Source organism: Novosphingobium aquimarinum (assembly GCF_009746585.1).
Classification (GTDB): domain Bacteria; phylum Pseudomonadota; class Alphaproteobacteria; order Sphingomonadales; family Sphingomonadaceae; genus Novosphingobium; species Novosphingobium aquimarinum.
Genome location: NZ_WRPO01000026.1, coordinates 1 through 19,475, shown reverse-complemented (window position 1 = coordinate 19,475; position 19,475 = coordinate 1). Strand labels below are relative to the sequence as shown.

Genomic DNA, 19,475 nt, shown 5'->3' with positions numbered 1-19,475 from the left:
GCCGGACCTGCCTGATCACTTTTGTCCTGTCCTTCCAGTTCATTGCCCGCCCTTCCACCGATCACACCGGGCTTGTGCTTGCATGGCTGCGCTTAGCAGAGCATGAAGCGCCGCGCCATGTTATCCAGACTTTGCGCCACCTTCGCTCTTTCTCTGTCTCTTGCTCTGGCCGGCTGCGGCGGGGCTTCGTCTGGCGCCGACGAGCGGCCGCCGCTCGAAGGCGCGGCGCTCGGCGGACCGTTCACGCTGGTCGACAAGACCGGTCGCACGGTGAAATGGTCCGATCTGCGCGGCCGCTACGCGATCATCTATTTCGGCTACACGTTCTGTCCCGATGCCTGCCCGCTCGATGTGCAAGCGATGATGATGGGCTTCAATCGGTTCGCCAAGGAGCACCCGGATCTGGCCGCGAAAGTGCAGCCGGTCTTCATTTCGATCGACCCCGAACGCGATACGCCCGAAGTCGTCGGCCAATGGACCGCGGCGTTCTCTCCGCGTCTGCTGGGTCTGACCGGCACGCCCGCGCAAGTGAAGCAGGCCGCCGATGCCTTTGCCGCCTACTACGCCAAAGGGGACGAAACCTCGGGCGGCTATCTGATGGACCACTCGCGAGTCGCCTACCTGATGGCGCCCAACGGCGATCCCCTGGCGATGCTGCCGGTCGAGAAAGCGGCGAAGGGCACGCCCGAAGGGTTCAAGGAAGCAAGCGCGGCCGTCGCCGCGGATCTCGAGAAATGGGTAAAGTAGGAGGCCCCCGCCCCTTTTGGGAGCGCCCGCTCGAGTCGCTGAACCGCGAGGAGTGGGAGGCGCTGTGCGACGGCTGCGGCCAGTGCTGCACCCACAAGCTGGAAGACGCCGATACCGGCGACATCTTTCATACCAACGTCGCGTGCAAGCTGCTCGACCTCAAGACCGCGCGCTGCGCCGATTATCGCAACCGGCTCGATCACGTGCCCGATTGTCTGCGCCTCACCTTGCGCAATGTGCCCGGTATTTCCTGGCTGCCGGAAACCTGCGCCTATCGCCTGCGCGCGGACGACAAGCCGCTGCATGATTGGCACTATCTCATCAGCGGCGATCGCGACGCGGTGCGCGCGGCTGGGGTCGCGGTAATTGGCAAAGTCATCAGCGAAGTCGATGCCGGCCCGATCGAACAGCACGCCATCCTGCCCGAAGGCTACGAAGCGATGCTCGATGAGGATGACGACGATCGAGATGGCGACGCCTACCCCAATGGCGACGACTGACATGCTGCCTCGTTGGCTGCAGCGCGATGCGCCCGAGCCGTCGATCACGGTCGGCGAACGCGATCTGCCCATCGTCATCCGCAGACTGGATCGCGCCAGGCGCATGACCTTGCGACTCGCGCCGGATGGTCGCGAAGTCCGCATCTCGATGCCGGCCTGGGGCCGGACGGCAGAGGCGCTCGCCTTCGCTGAAACGCGCACCGACTGGATCGCCCAGCAGCTTTCGCGCGTCCCCGATGCCGAGCCGATCGGCGACGGGACGCTTGTGCCGTTTCGAGGCGAAGCACTCACGATCGCGCACCAGCCGCAAGCGCCGCGCAAGCCCCGGCCCGATGGCAGTGCGCTCCACGTCGGGGGTCCGATCCACTCGCTACAATCGCGTCTGCGCCGCTGGCTGCAGGAGGAAGGGCGCGCGCTGCTGAGCGAGGATCTGGCCGACTATTGCGCGCGAATCGCCCGCCCCGCTCCTCGGATCGCGCTGTCGAGCGCGCAGCGTCGTTGGGGCAGCTGTGCGCCGGACGGTGCGATCCGGATCAACTGGCGGCTGGTGATGGCGCCCGACGCGGTGCGCCGCTCGGTCGTCGCGCACGAAGTCGCCCATCTCGTCCATTTCGACCACTCGCCCGCGTTCCACGCCTGCCTTGCCGACTTGTTCGAAGGCGACCTGGCGGCGGCCAACCTCTGGCTCAAGCGTGAGGGGCGCGGCCTCTACGGCTTGTTCGGTTAGCGAGGAGCGCCTAAATACGGCGCATGTCCCTTCTCAAAAGATCCGGAATGTGGCGCGACGTCAATCCGCGCGGAATGATTGCGGATTTCCGCGAGGTCTGGAACCAGGCCGGCCGCAATCGTTGGCGAATCTTCGCGCTGTCGGGCGCTTGCACCTTCGGCGTGTTCTACGTGATGTATCAGCAGGAAGGCCGTGCCCCGCATCTGCCGCCCAAGGTAGAATACATTTCCGTTCTGCCCGAACATCGCACCGATGCGGAGATCATCGCTTCGAACATCGCCAATCAGAAGCGCAAGGAAGCGATGGCGCTCGAACAGGCCCGCCGCGATCAGGATGTGCGTGCGATCTATAAGGAACTGGGCCGCTGGTCGGGCATGGACGTGGACAAGATCGCCCGCGAAGCCGATGCCGAGGAAGCCGCGCGCAAACAGGCCGAACTCGAAAAAATCCGCAAGTTCCGGGCCGAAGCCGAAGCCGAAGCCGAGCGTGCCGCCAAAGCAAAGGCGCAAGCCGCGAGTGAGTAGCGACGACGCGCGCTGGCTGGCCGCCGCGGCGGCAGTGGCGGCGCGAGCGCGTCCGCTCAGCCGGCCCAATCCCGCCGTCGGCGCGATTATCGTGCGAGAGGGTGTTGTCATCGCGCGCGGCTGGACCCAACCCGGTGGCCGACCCCATGCCGAAGCCGTCGCGCTTGCGGTCGCTGGTCACGCCGCGAAAGGCGCGACGCTCTACGTGACTCTCGAACCTTGCGCACACCGCTCCGAACGCGGGCCGGCTTGCGCCGATCTCGTGTCCGCCTCCGGTCTCGCGCGCGTGGTCATCGGCTGCATGGACCCCGATCCGCGTACGGCCGGCGCCGGCCTCCAGCGTATCCGCGAGGCCGGGATCGCGGTCGATCCCTTGCCCAGCGCGGAGGCTGAGGAAAGCCTTGCCGGCTATCTGCTGAGCAAAGGCACCGGCCGCCCCCACGTGACGCTGAAGCTCGCGACCTCGCTCGACGGCTGCATCGCATTGGGGTCCGGCGAAAGCCAGTGGATCACCGGCGACGCCGCCCGGGCGCATGTCCATGCCATGCGCGCACGAGCCGATGCGATCCTGGTCGGCGGCGGCACCTTGCGCGATGACGCGCCGCGCCTCGACGTGCGTCTGCCCGGCCTCGAGGCGCGCAGCCCGCAGCGCTGGGTGCTGACCCGCGCGCCAGCGCCCGAAGGCTGGAACGCCCTGCCCTCGCCCGATGCGATCGCGACGATGGATGGGGTCCAATATCTTTTCATCGAGGGCGGGGCCGGAGCCGCCGCCGCGTTCCTGGCCGCCGACCTGGTGGATCGCCTGCTGCTCTACCGCGCGCCGATCCTCATCGGCAGCGGACTGGCCGCGATCGGGGACATCGGCCTCGGCTCGCTGGCGGAAGCGCACCGCCGCTGGCAACGCGATGCGATCCGGCGGCTTGGCAGCGACACGCTCGAAGTCTACAGCCGGACGCGATGTTTACCGGCATAGTCACCGCCATTGGCGCGATCCGCGAAGTCCGCAAGGCGGGCGACCTCAGGCTCGTCATCGCCTGTCCCTTCGACCCGAAGGGTATCGCCATCGGTGCCTCGATCGCCTGCTCGGGCGTTTGCCTGACCGTGGTCGATCGCGGCGGAACCGCCGGCGATGCCTGGTTCGCGGTCGACGTCTCAGCCGAATCGGTCGCGCGCACCGTTCCCGCGCGGTGGGAAGAAGGAGCGCGGCTCAATCTCGAACCGGCGCTGAAACTGGGCGACGAACTGGGCGGTCACATCGTAACTGGTCACGTCGATGGCGTCGGCGAAGTGCTCGGAATCTGCCCCGAAGGCGATTCGCGTCGGATCGGCTTCGCCATCGCGCAGGAACTGGCGCCCTATCTGGCGCCCAAGGGCTCGATCACGATCGACGGCGTCTCGCTGACGGTCAACGATGTGACCGATCAGCCCGACGGCACCTGCCACTTCGCGGTCAACATCATCCCGCACACCGCCGAGGTGACGACGCTCGGCGCCTTGCAGGAGGGCGACAAAGTCAATCTCGAGATCGACGTGCTTGCCCGCTACCTCAAGCGGATGCAGAGCCTGCGGGGCTGAGCGGCCCGTTGGCCAGACGCTCGCGGGTAATCGCGTAGATCACGTGATGCACCATGACGCCGGACCGCTCGATGTCGCGCGTCCGGTCGATCAGCACGCCGCCGATGTTCTCCATCGCCCTGCGTGAAATCACGTTGTCCTCGCCAACTTGGAAGATCGCGCTTTCGTAGTGCACGAGGGCATGGGCCAGCATCAGGCGCTTGAACTCGGCATTGTAGCCGCGGCCCCAGAGCTTGCGCTCGAGGAACGACCAGCCGATTTCGATCTCCCCGGGATGCTCCGGATCGACTTCGGCGAACTGGCTAGACCCGACGATCCGCCCGCTATCGCGCTCGATGATCGCCAGCGCGCCGCCACGCGCCAGCGCCTCGGCAAAGAACGTCGCGAAGACTTCGGGCTGCCAGCGATCGTGCGCCGGGTGGCGCGCCCAGATCTCGGAATCGGACGCGACGGCGTAGAGCGCGTCGCGATCGTCCGGAGTGAGGGGTCGCAGGATCAGCCGCTCCCCTTCGAGGACCGGCTGGCGATTCATGGGAGCTTGGTCATCAGCCGGTGACGTCCGCAACCGCGGCGATGAACTGATCGATGTTCCCCGTCGTCAGTCCAGCCACGTTGATGCGCCCCGATCCGGCAAAGTAGATGCCGTGCTTCGAACGCATTTCCTGCACTTGCTCGGGCGTGAAGGGGATGATCGAGAACAATCCATTCTGCCCGCCGATCGGCGCGAGATCGACCCCGCCGGTTTCGCCCGCCGCCGCCAGCTTGGCGCGGACCTGACGCATCCGCTCACGCATCTGGTCCAGCTCATCGAGCCATTGCGCGGTGAGCGCTTCGTCTTCCAGCACCATCCGCACCGCCGCGGCGCCGTGATCGGGCGGCTGCGACCAGTTGGCGCGCGCCAGCGAATGGCCGTTCGACATCACCCGCGACAAGTCGCCTTCGTCCGCCACCATCGCGTAAAGCGCACCCACGCGATCGCGGTAGAGCCCGAAATTCTTGTCGCACGAATAGGAAATCAGCGCTTCGGGCACTTCGACCAGCACGCGGCGCAGCCCGTAGGCGTCTTCCTCCATGCCCATGCCGAGGCCCTGATAGGCAAGATCGATCACCGGCAGCACTTTATGTTCGGCGATGAGGCCGGCGATCTCGTCCCACTCGGCGTTCGAATAGTCGATACCCGTGGGATTGTGGCAGCAGCCGTGCAGCAGGATCGCGTCGTCAGGCCCGGCGCTGGACAGCGCTTCGCGCAGCGCGTCCATGTTGGCGGTACCGTCAGCTGCCGAGTGATGGAATTCGCCGACCTCGAGTCCAATGTCGGCGCAGATCTGCGCGTGGTTGGGCCAGCTCGGCTTGCCGACGAGAATGCGGTTGTAACCGGCGCGCTTCACCATCGCCAACGCGAGGCGCAGCGATCCCGTGCCGCCCGGGGTCTGCATGCCTTCGATCCGACCGCCCATGTCGGCCGAATCCTTGCCGAAGATGTAAGGCATCAAGCGCGTGACGAAGCCCATGTCGCCTTCGGGACCGAGATAGGCCTTGGAGTCCTGGGCCTCGACAAGCTTGCGCTCGGCGGCCTTGATCGCACCGAACACGGGCGTTTCGCCCTGCCCCGTGCGGTAGACACCGACCCCGAGGTCGATCTTGTCGGGACGGGGATCCGCGTTGTGGAGCTTGATCAGCGCGAGGAGCGCGTCGGCGGGCTGTTGTTGAAGGTCGCTAAGCATGGCGGCGGCGGCTTAGCGCCGGGCGCTGAGGCGCGCAAGCGGCGCTTGACCGATCAAGCCCGCGGCGCTGTCTATCAGAACGGCAACCAGCGCTGGTTGTGCGAGAATTTCATGTACCCGATGTTGGCGCCGAGGCGCAGCCCCGCCCCCATCCGCACCGGAATCAACACGACATCGCCGCGCCTGAGGTAGCTGACATTGAACCCGCCGATGAGATAGGCCTGGCCCTCGCCGGCGGCGAAGCGGTGATAGAGGTCTTCGGAATCGTAGAGATTGTAGACCAGTACGAAGGCCTTGCCCGCGTTCAGCCCGGCATCGAACCCGATCGACGGGCCCGTCCAGTAGACCGGTCGCGTGCCTTCGACCTTGTGGTGCAGCGTACCCGAGCCGTATCGCACGCCGACCCCGAACGCGCCCGACCCTTCGCGGCCGATGATGTAGCCGTTGGGCTCGCCCTGCTTGCGCAGCAGATCCTCGATCATGCTGGCGAGCCCTTCGGCGCCCTGCCCGAACACGCCCTCCGCCGCGCCGATCAGGTCATCCTTGCGGTAGGTCGTCGTCGCCGCTGTGGGCTCGGTGCCGAGATCGCGCGCCTGCCAGGTATCGACGCCGCTTTCGGCTTCGATCGGCGCCCCGTTCCCGATAGCGGGGTCGGCCTGGGGGGCGGCATCGATCGTCGGGGTCGCAACCGGATACGCAGGCGAGGAAGAGGACGCCGAAGAAGATGGCACGGTGGCCGGATAAGGGCTGTCCGGCGGTGGCATCGGCGTGCTGCTGCCGCCCATCAGGTCCCCGTCGATGGCGGTATCGGGGTCGACAGCGCGGACTTGCGCCATGGCGGGCGTGGCCAGCGAAACGGCGGCCAGCAGCGCGAAGACTGCAGCCACGAACGAATTGCGGTTTCCCGGCATCATGATGAAATCCCACCTTCCGGACCTGGCAGATCCGACGCAAGCTGCGCGATCCCGGCCCCATTCTCCGGGTCGCAACAGAGTCCACCACGCCTGACCTCGCAATGAACGCCGCGACGAACCGAGTCGCTTTTGCGATCAGCCGAATCCGCCACGACGGCAAAAAGCCATCGCAAACTCAATCGCAAACTCAATTGCCCAACCCTGCGCGAAACCCTTGAAGCCCACCCCCACCCCCGCTATAGGCCGCCGCTCGCGCTGGCCGCGATGCGGAGACGTGGGTGAGTGGCTGAAACCAGCTCCCTGCTAAGGAGCCATACCTCTATCGGGGTATCGAGGGTTCGAATCCCTCCGTCTCCGCCATGCAAGCCTGAAAATGCCCGCGAACTGGGGATTTTTCAGGTTTTGGCGTGAAGCTGCTCACCGAATCACTGACCGAATTTCCCGACTAAGAATGACTTTTACTGACTGTTTGTGGCGTTTCGTGGCGTCTCAAACGTGTTTTGGGCTGGACAGATTATGTGCAGGTCAAATCTGGGCGGCACTCATACCCCGTCCGCTAAGGGGGGGTGGGGGGGCTCCCTGCAACGCGATCGGACGGCGGAAGTAGCCTCCGCCCCAAATGGCTCAAAGCCTAGGCCGAAGTGTTGCGCTAACCTCTATAGCTGACCGATCGCTGTGCCTCGGCTTGCTCAGTCGCCCGAACCAGTTGCATCAAGTCGTGGTGTGCTGCCTTGGCATCTTCACGGTAAGCAAACACCTTTTGCAGCGTGCCCGATCCGACCCAACCTTGGTGTGTGATGGCGAGGCAAACTAAGGCTGTCAGGTTCAATCTAAGGAACCACCTTCCCAACTCATCACGTTGCATGTCGAAGTCACCATCGCGCTCATATCGTAGGTGGTCGACATGGTAGACCTGATTTGAGCGCTTCAATGCGTAGTGATTCTTCATGCCGCCAATCGCCTGCAACCATTCGCGCAGCGTAAACCGTCGCAGGACGCCAGTATCATCATCAACCGTGAGCATTTGAAGTGGGGCGGCGACCATGATTGCGCCGTGCGTCGTGTAGGTCATTCGTGCGATCCTTCCATCAACATGTCGGTGTATGTCCGCGCCAGATCATCGCTGTTGAAGTCGGGCCATTCGGGCCACAGTGCTTCGCGGAGATGTTTGGACATGGCTGGCAACCGCAGGCGACCATCGAGCCACGCTTCGTAAAGTTCACCCGGTTCGAATTCGTGCCGGGAAATTATGCGTTCTCGCTCCGCGACCCATGACCGGTATACGCGCCGATCAAGGTCGCTCAGTGCGTCCACCCTGCCCTCTAGCGACTGCGTTGGGCGATAGTGGGCGTGAATGCGGTCCATCCGCCTCGCAAGGCTCACGCGTGACATTACCGGCCTTTCGCTGCGGCTATCACCTGCTCCAAATCGTCGAGCCTAGCGCGCAGGTCCCGTACTTCCTGACTGTCTGCGATGAGCTTCAACGCACTCGCGGCCTTGTGGCCCTCCGCTACCGTGAGGTCGCCAGCGGCCATCGCGTCCGCCCACGCGTTCGGTTCCGTCGAGTTGATTTCGATGCTTCGGCTGGTCGGCAAGAACCGATCAAGGATGTACATCGCCGCTTTCAAATCGTTGGCGTTCAGTCTCTCTCTGAGCACCAAAATGGATTGCGATGTCAGGTCGCCCAGCTTGTCGAGCAACTGCGCGTTCAAGCGGTTTCGTGAGCCCTTTGGTCGGCCCGGATTGCCAGGACCAAACTGACCGTTTGGCAAACGTGCCGGTGCCGTATTCGGCGGATCAAAATCGGTCATGTCATCAAATCCATTGAATGTTGACGCCGCGCGCAGCGAGCCACGCGGCCACGGCGCTGACAGGCAGCATTCCAGCATTTGAGCAAGGGAACCCGTGCCGCCGCCAGCGCGCCACACGCTGCCGCGTTGCCCCGATTGCAGCGTGAACCTGCCCAACTGGCGCGCGCGGCACGGCAGGCAGGATCACGACTGCGGGCAAAGTGATTGTGCGGCTCATGCGCCCATCGCCAGCCGCAGCACGTCTTCGCGCGGCACGTCCAGCATGATCGCCAACATCGTGAGGATGCCTTGCAGAGAAGATTCAGCCTCTTCGATCCGATCGCCCTCAGCGCGCAGGCGGGCGATACCCTCCGCCGCGCTCGCCTCAGCGGCTTCGACATCAGGGCCAACGGCAATGATCCGCTCCAGGCTCGGCTGCTTGCGGTGGTCTGCTTGCGTGCCTGCCCGCTCGATATGAAAGAGGCGCAACGCTCGCTCCCGCACCGCTTCGCGCACCGGCTCGGCCAGCCCGGCAAGATCGGGCGCTTCGAGCAGCGCTGCCAGTTCTTCGATCCCGGCTGTTTTGACGCGCGCCATTTGGTCGCCCACCGGCAAGGATCGGTGAAGGCTGCGGTATTCACTCGCACGATCGCGCGAGACGGATGCGGGCGGAATCAACGTGCGTTGCACTGTGGCAGCGTGTTCGGCGGCGGCGCGCCCTTCGGCTTCGATCGCATTGCCGAGCGCGAGCATCACCGGGCCGCTGGCCTGCCGGATCGCGTCGGGCGCGTGCTCAGGACGAAGAGTGCGGGCAAGCTGTGACGCATTGGCGACGAACCCTTCGAGCGCGGCGGGCAGTCGCGCATCGGCGAGCGATGCCGATGCAAGCGCGCCATGCGAGACGCCACCTTCGGTTCGCAGCGCGAAGACCAGGCCGTGCGCAGTCTCGGTTCGGGTAATTTCATACATCGGTCAACTCCAGTCTTTTGGGATGACCAATTGTTCTCCGAGAACATCTTATATGTCAACATTTTTCTCAATTATTTGAAGTACTTACCAGCGTGTAAGTTTGATGCAATTTCAATTTGTCTTGTCCGTTATTCTGAAACGTGACGATATTGCTACAATTGTAGCAATTTTATAAATGCCCCACAGATAACCAAATTTGAGAACACGTCCGCAGCCGGACATTGGGACACCCCTTAGGGGTGTGTCCCGTCCGTCCGGGCAACTGCTGACAGGACACTAGGCGGACATCCGGACATGTCCGGCAATGTCCCGTCCGTCCGGCCTAAAGATCAGCGCGAAACAAACCTCGGCATTGGCGGAATTCTATAAACCTCGCCACCGTCCAACTGGACCGCTTGTCGGGTGACGAGGCTTTTCACGACGCGATCGAACGCCTTTCGTTTTGTATCAATTTTGTCAGACTGGTGGCGCTCATAAAACCGTCCACGCCATTCATCCTTGGTTCCAGCACCGCCGATCGCTGCCAACGCGTCCAACGCCATTCGATCATGAATGCTGATTTTATCGCTACTCGCACCGGTGTATTCGAGCCCGACCGACCCTGCTTCTTGAGACAGCACAAATGACATGGCGGATGGTGGTTTCGCATCTTTCATTTTGCTGTTGGTGAGTGTGACCTTATCGCCTGTCTTTTCAACTTTATACTCGCAGTCGATCGCGCCCCGTAGTACCGACGATCCACGGGCACGTTGTTTGTCACCGTGCCCGCTGTGATGGACAATAAGTATTGTTGATCCTGCGTATCGCTCCCGCAACCTGTCGAGAGCGGCGACAAACTTATTCATCGCTTCCGTGCTGTTTTCATCGCCTGCGCCGAAATTGCGGGCTAATGTATCGATGACGATTAATCGCGGCATTCCATAACGCGTGGCCAACTGGTCGATTGCTCCGACCGCTTCGCTCACGCTATCGTCATCGAGCAACCGAACTGAAGCTGTAGATGAAAACAGCGCCGCATCTTTGAGCGACTTGTCTTGCAGTGCCTCCCAAGCTGCGAAACGTCGCCGCAAACCGTTCTGACCTTCACCAGCGATGTAAAACACAGAGCCGGGCTTTACTTTATGGCCGTGGAATTCCTGACCAGTTGCGATGCACGCAGCCATATCCATTGCGATCAGCGATTTGCCGGAACCGGGATCACCAAAAAGGCAGGCCGTGGAGTCCACTTCCATTATGTCGTCGATTAGGAAGACCGGCGGACTGGCTTGCAAATCGGCAACGCGAACAAACAGATTGCGTTTGGAGGACGCTTTACCGGTGATTGGTATCGCTGGCATAATGCCACCAAACGCGGCCCACCCCATTGCATTAATGTTGCCGCTTAGCCTGGCCAATGTAAGCCAGTCACCGTCGGTTCCGCTGCGCTCCCATGCGCGCCATTGGCGAACGTTGGCGGCTGGATCATTGGTCGCACCATGACCGGCGCACCATGCCTGCCAATCTGCCAATCGTTGTTCGGTAGTAGCCAAACCCACAGACGCGGTGACGAACGCACCGGAGGCCAAGAGCCAGTGGTTGCGATCAGCATCCACATCGCAACTTCGCAATGCTTCCAAAGCAAGTTCGTAAGTGGGAGCTAGCTTGCCCTTTCCCGGCGGAAACTTTCGGCCTGCATCGCGAGCGGCAGGAGCGCTGCGCATCGTCCATTGCGGGGCGACTGCGCGCTGGGAACTTAGAATACCTGAATCGTAGAGGACGATGTATCCGCCATCGCCACGTCGATCGATCCCATCACCTAGTCCATCAGTTCCTTTATCGGTGGGCGCAATTTGGCTCGCGGGAATCGTGACTAGGTAATGAACTCCACCTGAGGGCGTTCGCTGCATAGCCGTTTTTGGAACCAGCCAGCCGTTCACTTCCATGGTGGCGCTGCCGGACTTGCCGTTCTTCTCATCTATATCGAGCGCCAATAGGCCATTGCCCATGGCCAGCCCCACGCTCGCGTTCGGCCATTTCGCCCACATGGCACGAATGCGCCTTGAATCTTGAGTTGCCAAATAGACGCCGCCTTGCCCCGCAAGTGGTCCTGGTATTCCCTGCGCTGCGGCGACTTCGGCATTGCCAAACGGGACTTTGCTTTCTGAGAGTGGGATCACTCGAAAGCCGCAGCCCGCAGCGTATAGAGCCCAATCGACGCCGCGCGGAACTTGCACGCTGGCTGAATCTGAAGTAAACATTGAGTGCAAAACCTTTGGAACCCGTCGCTTTCACGACCGAGGCGACGGGTTCATTTTTGGGCACAAGCGGAACCACTCTCCGCCATTTGTCGCGCAATTCCTTGATCGATTTCCGTCACTCACCGATCCCGCTGACCGATAGTGACTGAAAGGGATCGATCAGGACGCGAACGCGGCCTCGCGCTGGCGAGTGAGGTAATCCTCTATGTCTCTGCGCAGATAGCCAACGCGGCGCGCACTCAGCTTGATCTTGCGCGGAAAGTCAGGATCGGCAGCGGCACGTCGGCGCATGGTCGGTTCGGACAGGCCGATTTCGCGGCACGCTTGCTCGATAGTAAGTACGGTGATGTCGCTCATGGGAATGGCTCTCGGCTCAATTGCTGGGGATGCGGGGCATCCACTCCGCGAGCACCGCTCCAAACGGCATAGGCCATTCCAACCCTTACGCCGGGTTTCCCTCCCGGCAGAGATCATCCGACCTCGAACGCCGCCGGCCATCAGGCCATTGCAGCTATGGCAGTAAGGTGCTCTAGTCGCCACTCACCGTCAAGAGGAAAAATAATGCCCGAGATACACTATGAAGGAGCCGACGCGCCTATTCCTGACAATCCAAAGGCGATATTAGTGAAGGTTTTCCAGAGTGAACTTGAAATGGGCGCGTCTGCATCTGGAAAATCATGCACTGACGCGCCCATGTTTATCAGCATGTTGCAAATGGATGTGGATTCATTCGTTGATGACATGATCAAGAAGTCAGCAGGTGCATGCGTTATCTACATCTTTGGATATGACTTGACCAAAATACCCACGATCAAACCAAAAATTTAGACCATCGCTCGACATATGCGGCTGTGTCGCAGGTTAGATAATCGGCCCACTGCTGCATCAGATCGCGGCGACGTTCGAATGCATCACCGCGCCTGTAAGCACGTTCGACCTTGTTCGTGATCGTGTGCGCCAATGCTTGTTCTGCTATCGTATCAGGGTGCAGCGTCGTTTCCGTGATCCAGTCGCGAAATGTGGAGCGGAAACCATGCACTGTCAGTCCTGCACCCTCGCGCATCCCTCGCAGCATTTGGAGCATGGCCATGTTGGACAACGGCTTGCCATTGCGCACACCGGGGAACACGTATTCGTTTCCCTGTATGCGCAGGTTGCCGCGTAACAGGGCAATCGCGGCGTCCGATAGCGGAATGCGGTGTTCCTTGGCCATTTTCATCCGCGCTGCCGGAATGGTCCAAGTCGCAGCATCCAAATCAAACTCGCTCCATGTTGCGTCGAGCGTTTCGCTTGTACGTGTCGCACACAGTATCGTCAGCAATAGTGACTTGGCTGAATAATCGGATTTGCGTTGCAACTCTTGCGCGAAAGTAGGCACAAATTTCCAATCCATCGCTGCGTGATTGGACTTCATCTGCTTGCCATTTAGACCAGCGTGCTTGAGCGCTTTCGCATCCGCTGGATTGTAATGGTTGCGCCACAAGGCCTGACGTTGCGGATTGCTATTATCGGCTAATGCCTGCGCCTTGGCCGCATGAATGACTGTCTCAATGCGACTACGGACACGCGACGCTGTTTCCCGCGCACCGCTCCATAATATGCCGTCATAATCGCCACGCTTGTACGGCTGTTGTAGGACGCGCATCACATCGTCCATTGTCACTTTATGCGCGGGAGTGTCACCGATCATCGGATAGACATACGTTGCGAGCGTGTTCTCCCATTGCGTAATGTGCTTTTCGTTTTTCCAACCCGAACGGTTCTGTTCGATGTAAGCCAGCGCCGCCTTCCGAAATGTCATGCCTACCAGTGCGTTGTCGGATTGAAGCGAACCTCTATGCTGGTTGCGTTCGCCTGCATTTTTGAAGGCATCCATCAGCCCTTCAATGGTCGAATTTGCAGCTTGGCTAATCGCTGGTTTGCGATTGGCGAGTGGATCACCTCCCGCCTTGATCGCCCTCAATTGCTCCGCTGCCTCCGCTTCCAGTCCCGCCAGCACTGCTGCGTCAATCGGTTCATAGTCGGACAGCTTCATGAGCCGACGCTTACCCGATCGGTTAGTATATCGTAGGCTCCATGATGCCGAACCGCTGGCCGCTATGCACAGATTCAGTCCATTTCGAGCGGCCCACATGCCAGGACGTCGTGCAGTGACAAGCTTCTTAATCGTGGGGACGGATAGAGGCATTTTAGGGGCTCCGGTGAGTGGCTAGTGACAGGTCTGCCACTCACCGAAATCGCTCGCCAAGCACTTTCAACCCTGACGCCTAGTGACGCCCCATGACGCCTATATTTGGCGTCTTTTCAATTGGTTGTTTCCCGTCTCGACGCGCCATGACGGCCTGTGGCGATTCGGAATTACGGCCTCCGTCTCCGCCATTTTTATGAGATATCAGCCTTTTCGGCTTTGCCAGCAGATAGCCCAAGCGATGATAGCCGAGCTGACGACGTTCTGCCGCCAGCTCGCGACGAGTTCCGTCCTGGCGCGGGGCGTCATTATTATCCCGGAGCCAGATCGCTTAGCACAACGTTTTCGTGCATCGCCAGGCTAGCAGCCGGCTTGACTTGGCTTTCCTGGTCATCGCGGCGCATCGGTACGGGCATTGCGGCTAGGGTCTCGGCGCTTGAGCAGACGCAGCGATCCTTCGCACATAGGCTCAACGTATAACGACCGCCGAGCCGCTGAAATTCGGAAGGCGAAAACGCTACGTGGCACCGGTATCACTCGGGCTCGTGCCTCGCTGTCGCACGGATCTCAAGTTCCGCGCGGCAGACGCGTTAGCTCAAGGCTACGGTCTCGGCCGGGATCGGATCGCCGGAACCCTCGATCGGCTTTCGATCATCGAGCCCTGCCTCGACGATCGCGGCAAAATTGGCGAGCAGCGCGTCCTCGCTCGACTTGCGGGAGATCATCGTGAGCTGCAACGGCAAGTCGAGATCGGTCAGTTCGCGGAAGGACACGTCGTCGGGCGCGCTCGACACCGCGACCGCCGTCACGATAGCCAGCCCCATTCTCGCGGCAACAAGGCCATAAGCAATATCGACCGCACTGACCTCGACCGAAATGATCGGCGACACATTGTTCACATCGAAAGCCGAGACGATCCGGTCGAACAGGCGCGGTGACAGCTTGCGGGCCGGAAAGATAAGCTGCTCGCCTTCGAGATCCCGGATCGACACCGTGTCCTTCGCGGTCAAGGGATGATCGACCGGCAGGACCAGCATGAACTTGTCCATCCCGACCCGCAGCACGTTGAATTCCTCCGCGTCATTCGCTTCCTCGATCACGAAGCCGATGTCGACTTCACCGCCCCGGATTTTCTGACGCTGCGCTTCCGACGTTAAAGGGAATGCCTTCAACTCAACGTCGGGATACGCGGTGCGGAACTGCTTGATCGCGCTGGGCAGGAGATGGCGGCGGATCATCGCTTCGGAAAACGCGAGGCGCAATGTGCCCATGTCGCCGTGCGCGAGGCGCGCGACGCGACGGCTCGTTTCTTCGATGTCGTAGAGGATTTCGCGCACGTCGCGCGCAAGCAGGCGTCCGGCGGGCGTGATTTCGACCCCGCGCGCCTGCCGTTCGAAGAGCTTTACATTGCCCAGCTCTTTTTCAAGATCGGCGATCCGCCGCGAAAGCGCTGATTGCGCGATATTCAAGCGTTCGGCAGCGCGGTGCAGGTTCTGCTCTTCAGCTACGACGAGAAAGAACGGAAAGTGCTTTGCGATCCGCAGAGTTCGCAGGGTCGCGACCTCTCGCGGCACGGATTCACTTGAGAGCGATGCTGCCATGTCAACAATATGGCACGCAAAGGGCATTTGAAACCAGTCCCAATCGCGCCGACGGTTTGCACAGACACCGACTGGAGGTTCAATTGCGTTTCTCGCTGATTTTCGAAGCACAAATCGTGGACGCTTCGCCCCGTGGCGAAGTGCAGGTCTTCAATGAGCTGATGGAGCAGGCCCTTCTTGCCGAAAAGCTCGGGTTCGACGTGATTTGGAGCGTCGAGCACACTTCGCTGACCCATTATGCGCACATGTCCGCACCCGAAACCTTCCTTGCTTTCCTGGCAGGCCAAACATCGCGCATCGGCATCGGTCACGGCGTCGTCTGCCTGATGCCGGCCATGAACCACCCGATCAAGGTGGCGGAGCGTGTCGCGACGCTGGATATCCTCTCCAAGGGGCGCGTGCATTTTGGCGTCGGCAAGGGCGGCAGCCAGCAGGAGGCGGGAGCCTATGGCTATGACTTGAAAGAACTGCAGCCGATCATCGACGAGGCGATGTACCTGATCCCGCGCATGTTCATGGAAGACGAGGTGGAACACAACGGACCGCATCTGACGATCCCGCCGCGTCCGATCCATCCCAAGCCGTTCCAGAGCCCGCACCCGCCCATGTACATGGCGTGCACGAACCTCGATACGCTCGCCCGCGCGGGTCAGCGCGGTCTTGGCGCTCTGGTGCTCGGTTTCGGCGGGCCCGAAGAAGTGGCGAAAAAGAACAAGATCTATCGCGACGCTTGGCAGAGCCGTGATGTACGCGATCAGGTCGGCTATCGCCCGATCCAGCATTTGGCGGCGCTATGTCCGACGATCGTGCTCGACGATGCGCAAGAGGCGCGCAAGATCGGCTTGCGGGGGCAGCGGTATTTCTATGAATCGCTGAACTACTGGTACGGCGGCGGTCCCTGCCCCGATCCTGATTCCTGGGACGATCAGCTGGTCGAGGAAGGCACCAACACGATCATCACGACCAAGCTGGCGTCCGAGACGCTGACGATGGATCTCAAGGAGCGCGAAGGTGATCGTAAGCCCAGCTCAGGGATCCTGTCAGCGCAGAACGCCTATGGCACCGTGGAAGACTGCATTGATTACGTGCAGCAATTGACCGATGCGGGAGCCGATGAAATTCTGTTCATGACCAACATGGGTACGGTGCCGCACTGGGCGCAAATGGAAACGCTCCGCAAGATCGGCACGCACGTCATCCCGCACTTCCGGTGATCCGGCCCGACCTGTCGCTGACAGGCAATACCGCTGTCATTACCGGTGCGGGGTCGGGTATCGGGCGCGCGCTGGCGTTAGCCGCCGCGCGGCGCGGAATGGCGGTGGCGATCTGCGACGTGAACGAGGCGCCGTTGGCGCAGACGGCCGAACTGGTCGAGCAAGCGGGAGCCGCGTGTCTGGCACGACCGTTGGATGTGACGGATGCTACGGCGAGCGATGCCTTCGCATCGCGCGTTGCGGCGCAATGCCCGCCAATCGTGATGCTCTTCGCCAATGCGGGCATTCTCAGGCAGGGTCGCATCGGGGAGATGCCGCTAGCGCGGTTGCGCGCCCTGTTCGACGTCAACGTTATCGGCACGGTCCAGACCGTACAATCCTTCCTGCCGATGATGCGCACCGCGCAGATACCCGCGCAGATCGTCATCACCTCGTCGACCGGCGCGATGCTCAGCTATCCCGACCTGTCCGCCTATTGCGCGGCCAAGCATGCCCTGTGGCCGATCGCCGACGGATTGCGCGCGGATATGGAGCAGGACGCAGCCCCCATCGGAGTCTCGATGTTGCTGCCCGGCCCGGTAAGGACCGCGATCTTCGATCACAGCGAGCCCGATCATCAGGCAACGCCGGGATCGATCACCGCCGACGAAGCGGCGGAAATCGCGTTTTCAGGTTCGCTGGAAAACCGCCCGTATATCCTGACCCATCCGGATTTCGTGGATCAGGCCGATGCGCATTTCGGCGCGACGATCGAGCGCATGAAATCGGCCTGACCCGCGAAGTTTACGCGATTTCCGGGTGGTACTGCGCGTACCAGTCGCGATACTTCAGGATCGGGCCGTCGGCGGCGCCCAGCAGCGGCCGTTCGACATAGGCCTTGTGCGGCCAGATCTTGCCGTCGCTCCACTGCTCCGCTTCGCCGTGCTTGGCCGCCAGACTGGTGAAGGCCATGGCTTGTTCGTCGCTCAGCGGGCAATCGGCATCGCGCAGGAACGTCTGGCGCACCCAATAGTGGCTCAGCTCCGCCGACACCGGCGTAACCGAGACGTAATAGATCGTGGTCAGGCCCGGCGCATGCGGCGTACGGCTTTCGACACGGGACAAGCCGCCGCCCAGCACTTCGCTCTCGACGGTGGACCCGACCGATTTGTTGTCGGTCGGCCCGTCGTAATCCGTGGGGAGGATCCGGACCGGGCTGTAAAAGCGATGCCCGTCGGCCTTGATCGGACCGTCTGACACAGCTTGCCCGGACGAATGGACGCCCGGAAAGTGCGCGAAGTCGACGCCGTTCTCGAAGACGTCCTGCGGATGGGGGGAGCCGAAATCGTCATGCAACTTCTGGAAACCCGCGCCTTCCACCCGGCCCGTTTCGTCCCATTCAGGCAGCTCGAAGAACGGCTCCCGGTCGGCAAGGTCGTGCCACAGCATGATCATATTGCCGCGCTCAACCGTCGGCCAGACCTTCACTTTTGCCCGCGGCGGAATCGATTTGGAGAACGGGACCGACTTGCACGCCCCGTCCACCCCATAACGCCATTGGTGGAACGGGCAGACGATCGTCTCACCCTCGATCCAGCTTTCATAGCCCAGATGGGCGCCAAGGTGGGGGCAATGCGCATCGGTCACGACGGCCTTGCCGCTTTGGGTTCTGAACAAGACCAGATCGCGGTCGAAATAGCGCAAGGGACGGATATCTCCCGGCGCCAGTTCGTTGGCGAAACCGACCGCGAACCATCCCGTGGGAAAGGGATGGAAGGGATAGCGCGTACCAAATTTGCTGATCTTGTTCACGGCACCTCTCCTGTATCAAAAATCAGATGATCGACGCCCCTCCATCAACGGCAAGAACTTGTCCGTTGATATGCGCGCCCGCATCGCTGGCGAACAACAGGGCGGCGCCCTTAAGGTCATCGTCGTTGCCCAGACGACCGCTGGGCGTGGTTCGGATCAGGTGATCGCCATGCTTGTCGAGCGTGTAGTCGGTGAGCCTTGAGGGGAAATACCCAGGCGCAATCGCGTTCACGGTAAGGCCGCGCGCGGCCCATTCGGCGGCGAGCGCGCGCGTGAAGTTGATCACCCCGCCCTTGCTGGCATTGTAAGCGATCGTCCCGATCATTTCGGGGTGGTGGCCCTGCATGCCCTCGACCGATGCGACGTTGATGATGCGGCCCCATCCGGCCGGCAACATGAAGCGCTTCGCCATCTGTTGTGAAAGGAGGAACGGCGCGGTCAGGTTGATGGCCATGACTTTGTCCCATCCCTTGATGGGCATGTCTTCCGTCTTCGACCCCCAAGATGTCCCCGCATTGTTCACGAGGATATCGACCCGGCCACCCTCTGCCTCGATCTGCGCGGCGACCCGTTCGGGTTCGTCGACATCGGAAACGTCGGCGGCGATCGCCTGGGCTGCGATACCGCGTTCCGAAAGCGTAGCGACCGCTTCGTCGAGTTCGTCCTGCTTGCGCGCGGTGATGATGACCTTGGCGCCGAATTCGCCCAGCGCTTCGCTGATCTGAAAGCCCAGACCGCGTGACCCGCCAGTTACCAGCGCGGTCTTTCCTTGGAGCGAAAACAGAGACTTGAGTGGTGTCGTCACGTTGTATTTTCCGATTATCCTGCGGTGTATCCGCCATCCACGAACAGTGTCAACGGCGGAGTAAAAGTCGTCCATTAGGCGGAGTAAAACCAGGCCACTTGATCCGGGTGTTGGCGAGCGCCGTGAGGGCGTAGCCCGAGCGGGGGTCGCCAACACCCGGATTGTCATT

Annotated in this window: 21 protein-coding genes and 1 tRNA gene; 10 read left to right on the top strand and 12 right to left on the bottom strand. The window is 61.6% G+C overall.

Features of this window, described 5'->3' with window-relative positions; translation table 11 throughout:
* The first annotated feature begins 117 nt into the window (after positions 1-117).
* Genes GQO94_RS18190 through GQO94_RS18165 form a run of 6 tightly spaced genes read left to right on the top strand, consistent with a single transcriptional unit; the run spans position 118 to position 4,073 of the window.
* A complete protein-coding gene (locus tag GQO94_RS18190; protein ID WP_232333017.1) occupies positions 118-747 on the top strand; it encodes an SCO family protein in 630 nt (209 codons plus the stop codon).
* A complete protein-coding gene (locus tag GQO94_RS18185; RefSeq protein ID WP_156842830.1) occupies positions 735-1,247 on the top strand; it encodes a YcgN family cysteine cluster protein in 513 nt (170 codons plus the stop codon). Before GQO94_RS18190 ends, GQO94_RS18185 begins: the two co-directional genes overlap by 13 nt.
* Entirely contained in the window at positions 1,201-1,974 is a 774-nt protein-coding gene (locus GQO94_RS18180; protein ID WP_232333021.1) for a M48 family metallopeptidase, read from the top strand. Before GQO94_RS18185 ends, GQO94_RS18180 begins: the two co-directional genes overlap by 47 nt.
* Before the next feature lie 47 nt (positions 1,975-2,021).
* Entirely contained in the window at positions 2,022-2,498 is a 477-nt protein-coding gene (locus tag GQO94_RS18175) for a hypothetical protein (RefSeq protein ID WP_198046033.1), read from the top strand.
* Positions 2,491-3,471 carry a bifunctional diaminohydroxyphosphoribosylaminopyrimidine deaminase/5-amino-6-(5-phosphoribosylamino)uracil reductase RibD gene (ribD, locus tag GQO94_RS18170; RefSeq protein ID WP_232333016.1) on the top strand — a complete coding sequence of 327 codons (981 nt, stop codon included), beginning with the start codon at positions 2,491-2,493 and terminating at the stop codon, positions 3,469-3,471. The genes GQO94_RS18175 and ribD overlap by 8 nt, the downstream gene beginning before the upstream one ends.
* A complete protein-coding gene (locus tag GQO94_RS18165) occupies positions 3,456-4,073 on the top strand; it encodes a riboflavin synthase (protein ID WP_156842828.1) in 618 nt (205 codons plus the stop codon). The genes ribD and GQO94_RS18165 overlap by 16 nt, the downstream gene beginning before the upstream one ends.
* Here GQO94_RS18165 and GQO94_RS18160 read toward each other — a convergent pair.
* From GQO94_RS18160 to GQO94_RS18150, 3 genes are all read right to left on the bottom strand, one after another.
* The gene (locus GQO94_RS18160) at positions 4,045-4,605 is read right to left on the bottom strand and encodes a GNAT family N-acetyltransferase (RefSeq protein WP_156842827.1); all 561 of its coding nucleotides are present in this window, start codon (positions 4,603-4,605) and stop codon (positions 4,045-4,047) included. The genes GQO94_RS18165 and GQO94_RS18160 overlap by 29 nt on opposite strands.
* Before the next feature lie 13 nt (positions 4,606-4,618).
* Positions 4,619-5,797, bottom strand: coding sequence for an amino acid aminotransferase (locus tag GQO94_RS18155; protein WP_156842826.1), 1,179 nt, complete (start codon positions 5,795-5,797; stop codon positions 4,619-4,621).
* A gap of 74 nt (positions 5,798-5,871) precedes the next feature.
* Positions 5,872-6,711: a DUF1134 domain-containing protein gene (locus tag GQO94_RS18150; RefSeq protein WP_156842825.1), complete on the bottom strand. Its 840-nt coding sequence runs from the start codon at positions 6,709-6,711 to the stop codon at positions 5,872-5,874.
* 268 nt (positions 6,712-6,979) lie between these two features.
* On the opposite strand from GQO94_RS18150, the gene GQO94_RS18145 reads away from it, so the two are divergent.
* Positions 6,980-7,071: transfer RNA gene (locus tag GQO94_RS18145), tRNA-Ser, on the top strand.
* 289 nt (positions 7,072-7,360) lie between these two features.
* On the opposite strand, the gene GQO94_RS18140 is transcribed toward GQO94_RS18145, so the two are convergent.
* From GQO94_RS18140 to GQO94_RS20865, 5 genes are all read right to left on the bottom strand, one after another.
* On the bottom strand, positions 7,361-7,783 hold the full coding sequence (locus GQO94_RS18140) for a hypothetical protein (protein ID WP_156842824.1): 423 nt from the start codon (positions 7,781-7,783) through the stop codon (positions 7,361-7,363).
* A 319-nt stretch (positions 7,784-8,102) separates the two neighbouring features.
* The gene (locus GQO94_RS18135) at positions 8,103-8,522 is read right to left on the bottom strand and encodes a hypothetical protein (RefSeq protein ID WP_156842823.1); all 420 of its coding nucleotides are present in this window, start codon (positions 8,520-8,522) and stop codon (positions 8,103-8,105) included.
* 213 nt (positions 8,523-8,735) lie between these two features.
* Positions 8,736-9,470, bottom strand: coding sequence for a hypothetical protein (locus GQO94_RS18130; RefSeq protein WP_156842822.1), 735 nt, complete (start codon positions 9,468-9,470; stop codon positions 8,736-8,738).
* A 329-nt stretch (positions 9,471-9,799) separates the two neighbouring features.
* Positions 9,800-11,707, bottom strand: coding sequence for an AAA family ATPase (locus tag GQO94_RS18125; protein WP_156842821.1), 1,908 nt, complete (start codon positions 11,705-11,707; stop codon positions 9,800-9,802).
* A gap of 159 nt (positions 11,708-11,866) precedes the next feature.
* Entirely contained in the window at positions 11,867-12,064 is a 198-nt protein-coding gene (locus GQO94_RS20865) for a helix-turn-helix transcriptional regulator (RefSeq protein WP_198046032.1), read from the bottom strand.
* A 204-nt stretch (positions 12,065-12,268) separates the two neighbouring features.
* Between GQO94_RS20865 and GQO94_RS18115 the strand changes: the two genes are divergently transcribed.
* Complete coding sequence (locus GQO94_RS18115) at positions 12,269-12,535, top strand: hypothetical protein (protein ID WP_156842819.1); 267 nt, start codon at positions 12,269-12,271, stop codon at positions 12,533-12,535.
* Here the strand turns inward: GQO94_RS18115 and GQO94_RS18110 are convergent.
* Positions 12,519-13,841, bottom strand: coding sequence for a tyrosine-type recombinase/integrase (locus GQO94_RS18110; RefSeq protein WP_156842818.1), 1,323 nt, complete (start codon positions 13,839-13,841; stop codon positions 12,519-12,521). The two genes, GQO94_RS18115 and GQO94_RS18110, sit on opposite strands and share 17 nt — an antisense overlap.
* 644 nt (positions 13,842-14,485) lie before the next feature.
* Complete coding sequence (locus tag GQO94_RS18105) at positions 14,486-15,469, bottom strand: LysR family transcriptional regulator (RefSeq protein ID WP_198046030.1); 984 nt, start codon at positions 15,467-15,469, stop codon at positions 14,486-14,488.
* A 110-nt stretch (positions 15,470-15,579) separates the two neighbouring features.
* Between GQO94_RS18105 and GQO94_RS18100 the strand changes: the two genes are divergently transcribed.
* Both GQO94_RS18100 and GQO94_RS18095 read left to right on the top strand, forming a co-directional pair.
* Entirely contained in the window at positions 15,580-16,710 is a 1,131-nt protein-coding gene (locus tag GQO94_RS18100) for an LLM class flavin-dependent oxidoreductase (RefSeq protein ID WP_156842816.1), read from the top strand.
* Positions 16,707-17,483, top strand: coding sequence for an SDR family NAD(P)-dependent oxidoreductase (locus GQO94_RS18095; RefSeq protein WP_198046029.1), 777 nt, complete (start codon positions 16,707-16,709; stop codon positions 17,481-17,483). Before GQO94_RS18100 ends, GQO94_RS18095 begins: the two co-directional genes overlap by 4 nt.
* Positions 17,484-17,493: 10 nt before the next feature.
* On the opposite strand, the gene GQO94_RS18090 is transcribed toward GQO94_RS18095, so the two are convergent.
* Complete coding sequence (locus tag GQO94_RS18090; RefSeq protein WP_156842814.1) at positions 17,494-18,501, bottom strand: Rieske 2Fe-2S domain-containing protein; 1,008 nt, start codon at positions 18,499-18,501, stop codon at positions 17,494-17,496.
* 22 nt (positions 18,502-18,523) lie between these two features.
* Positions 18,524-19,306, bottom strand: a complete 783-nt coding sequence (locus GQO94_RS18085; protein WP_232333015.1) for an SDR family oxidoreductase — start codon at positions 19,304-19,306, stop codon at positions 18,524-18,526.
* Between the last annotated feature and the right edge of the window lie 169 nt (positions 19,307-19,475).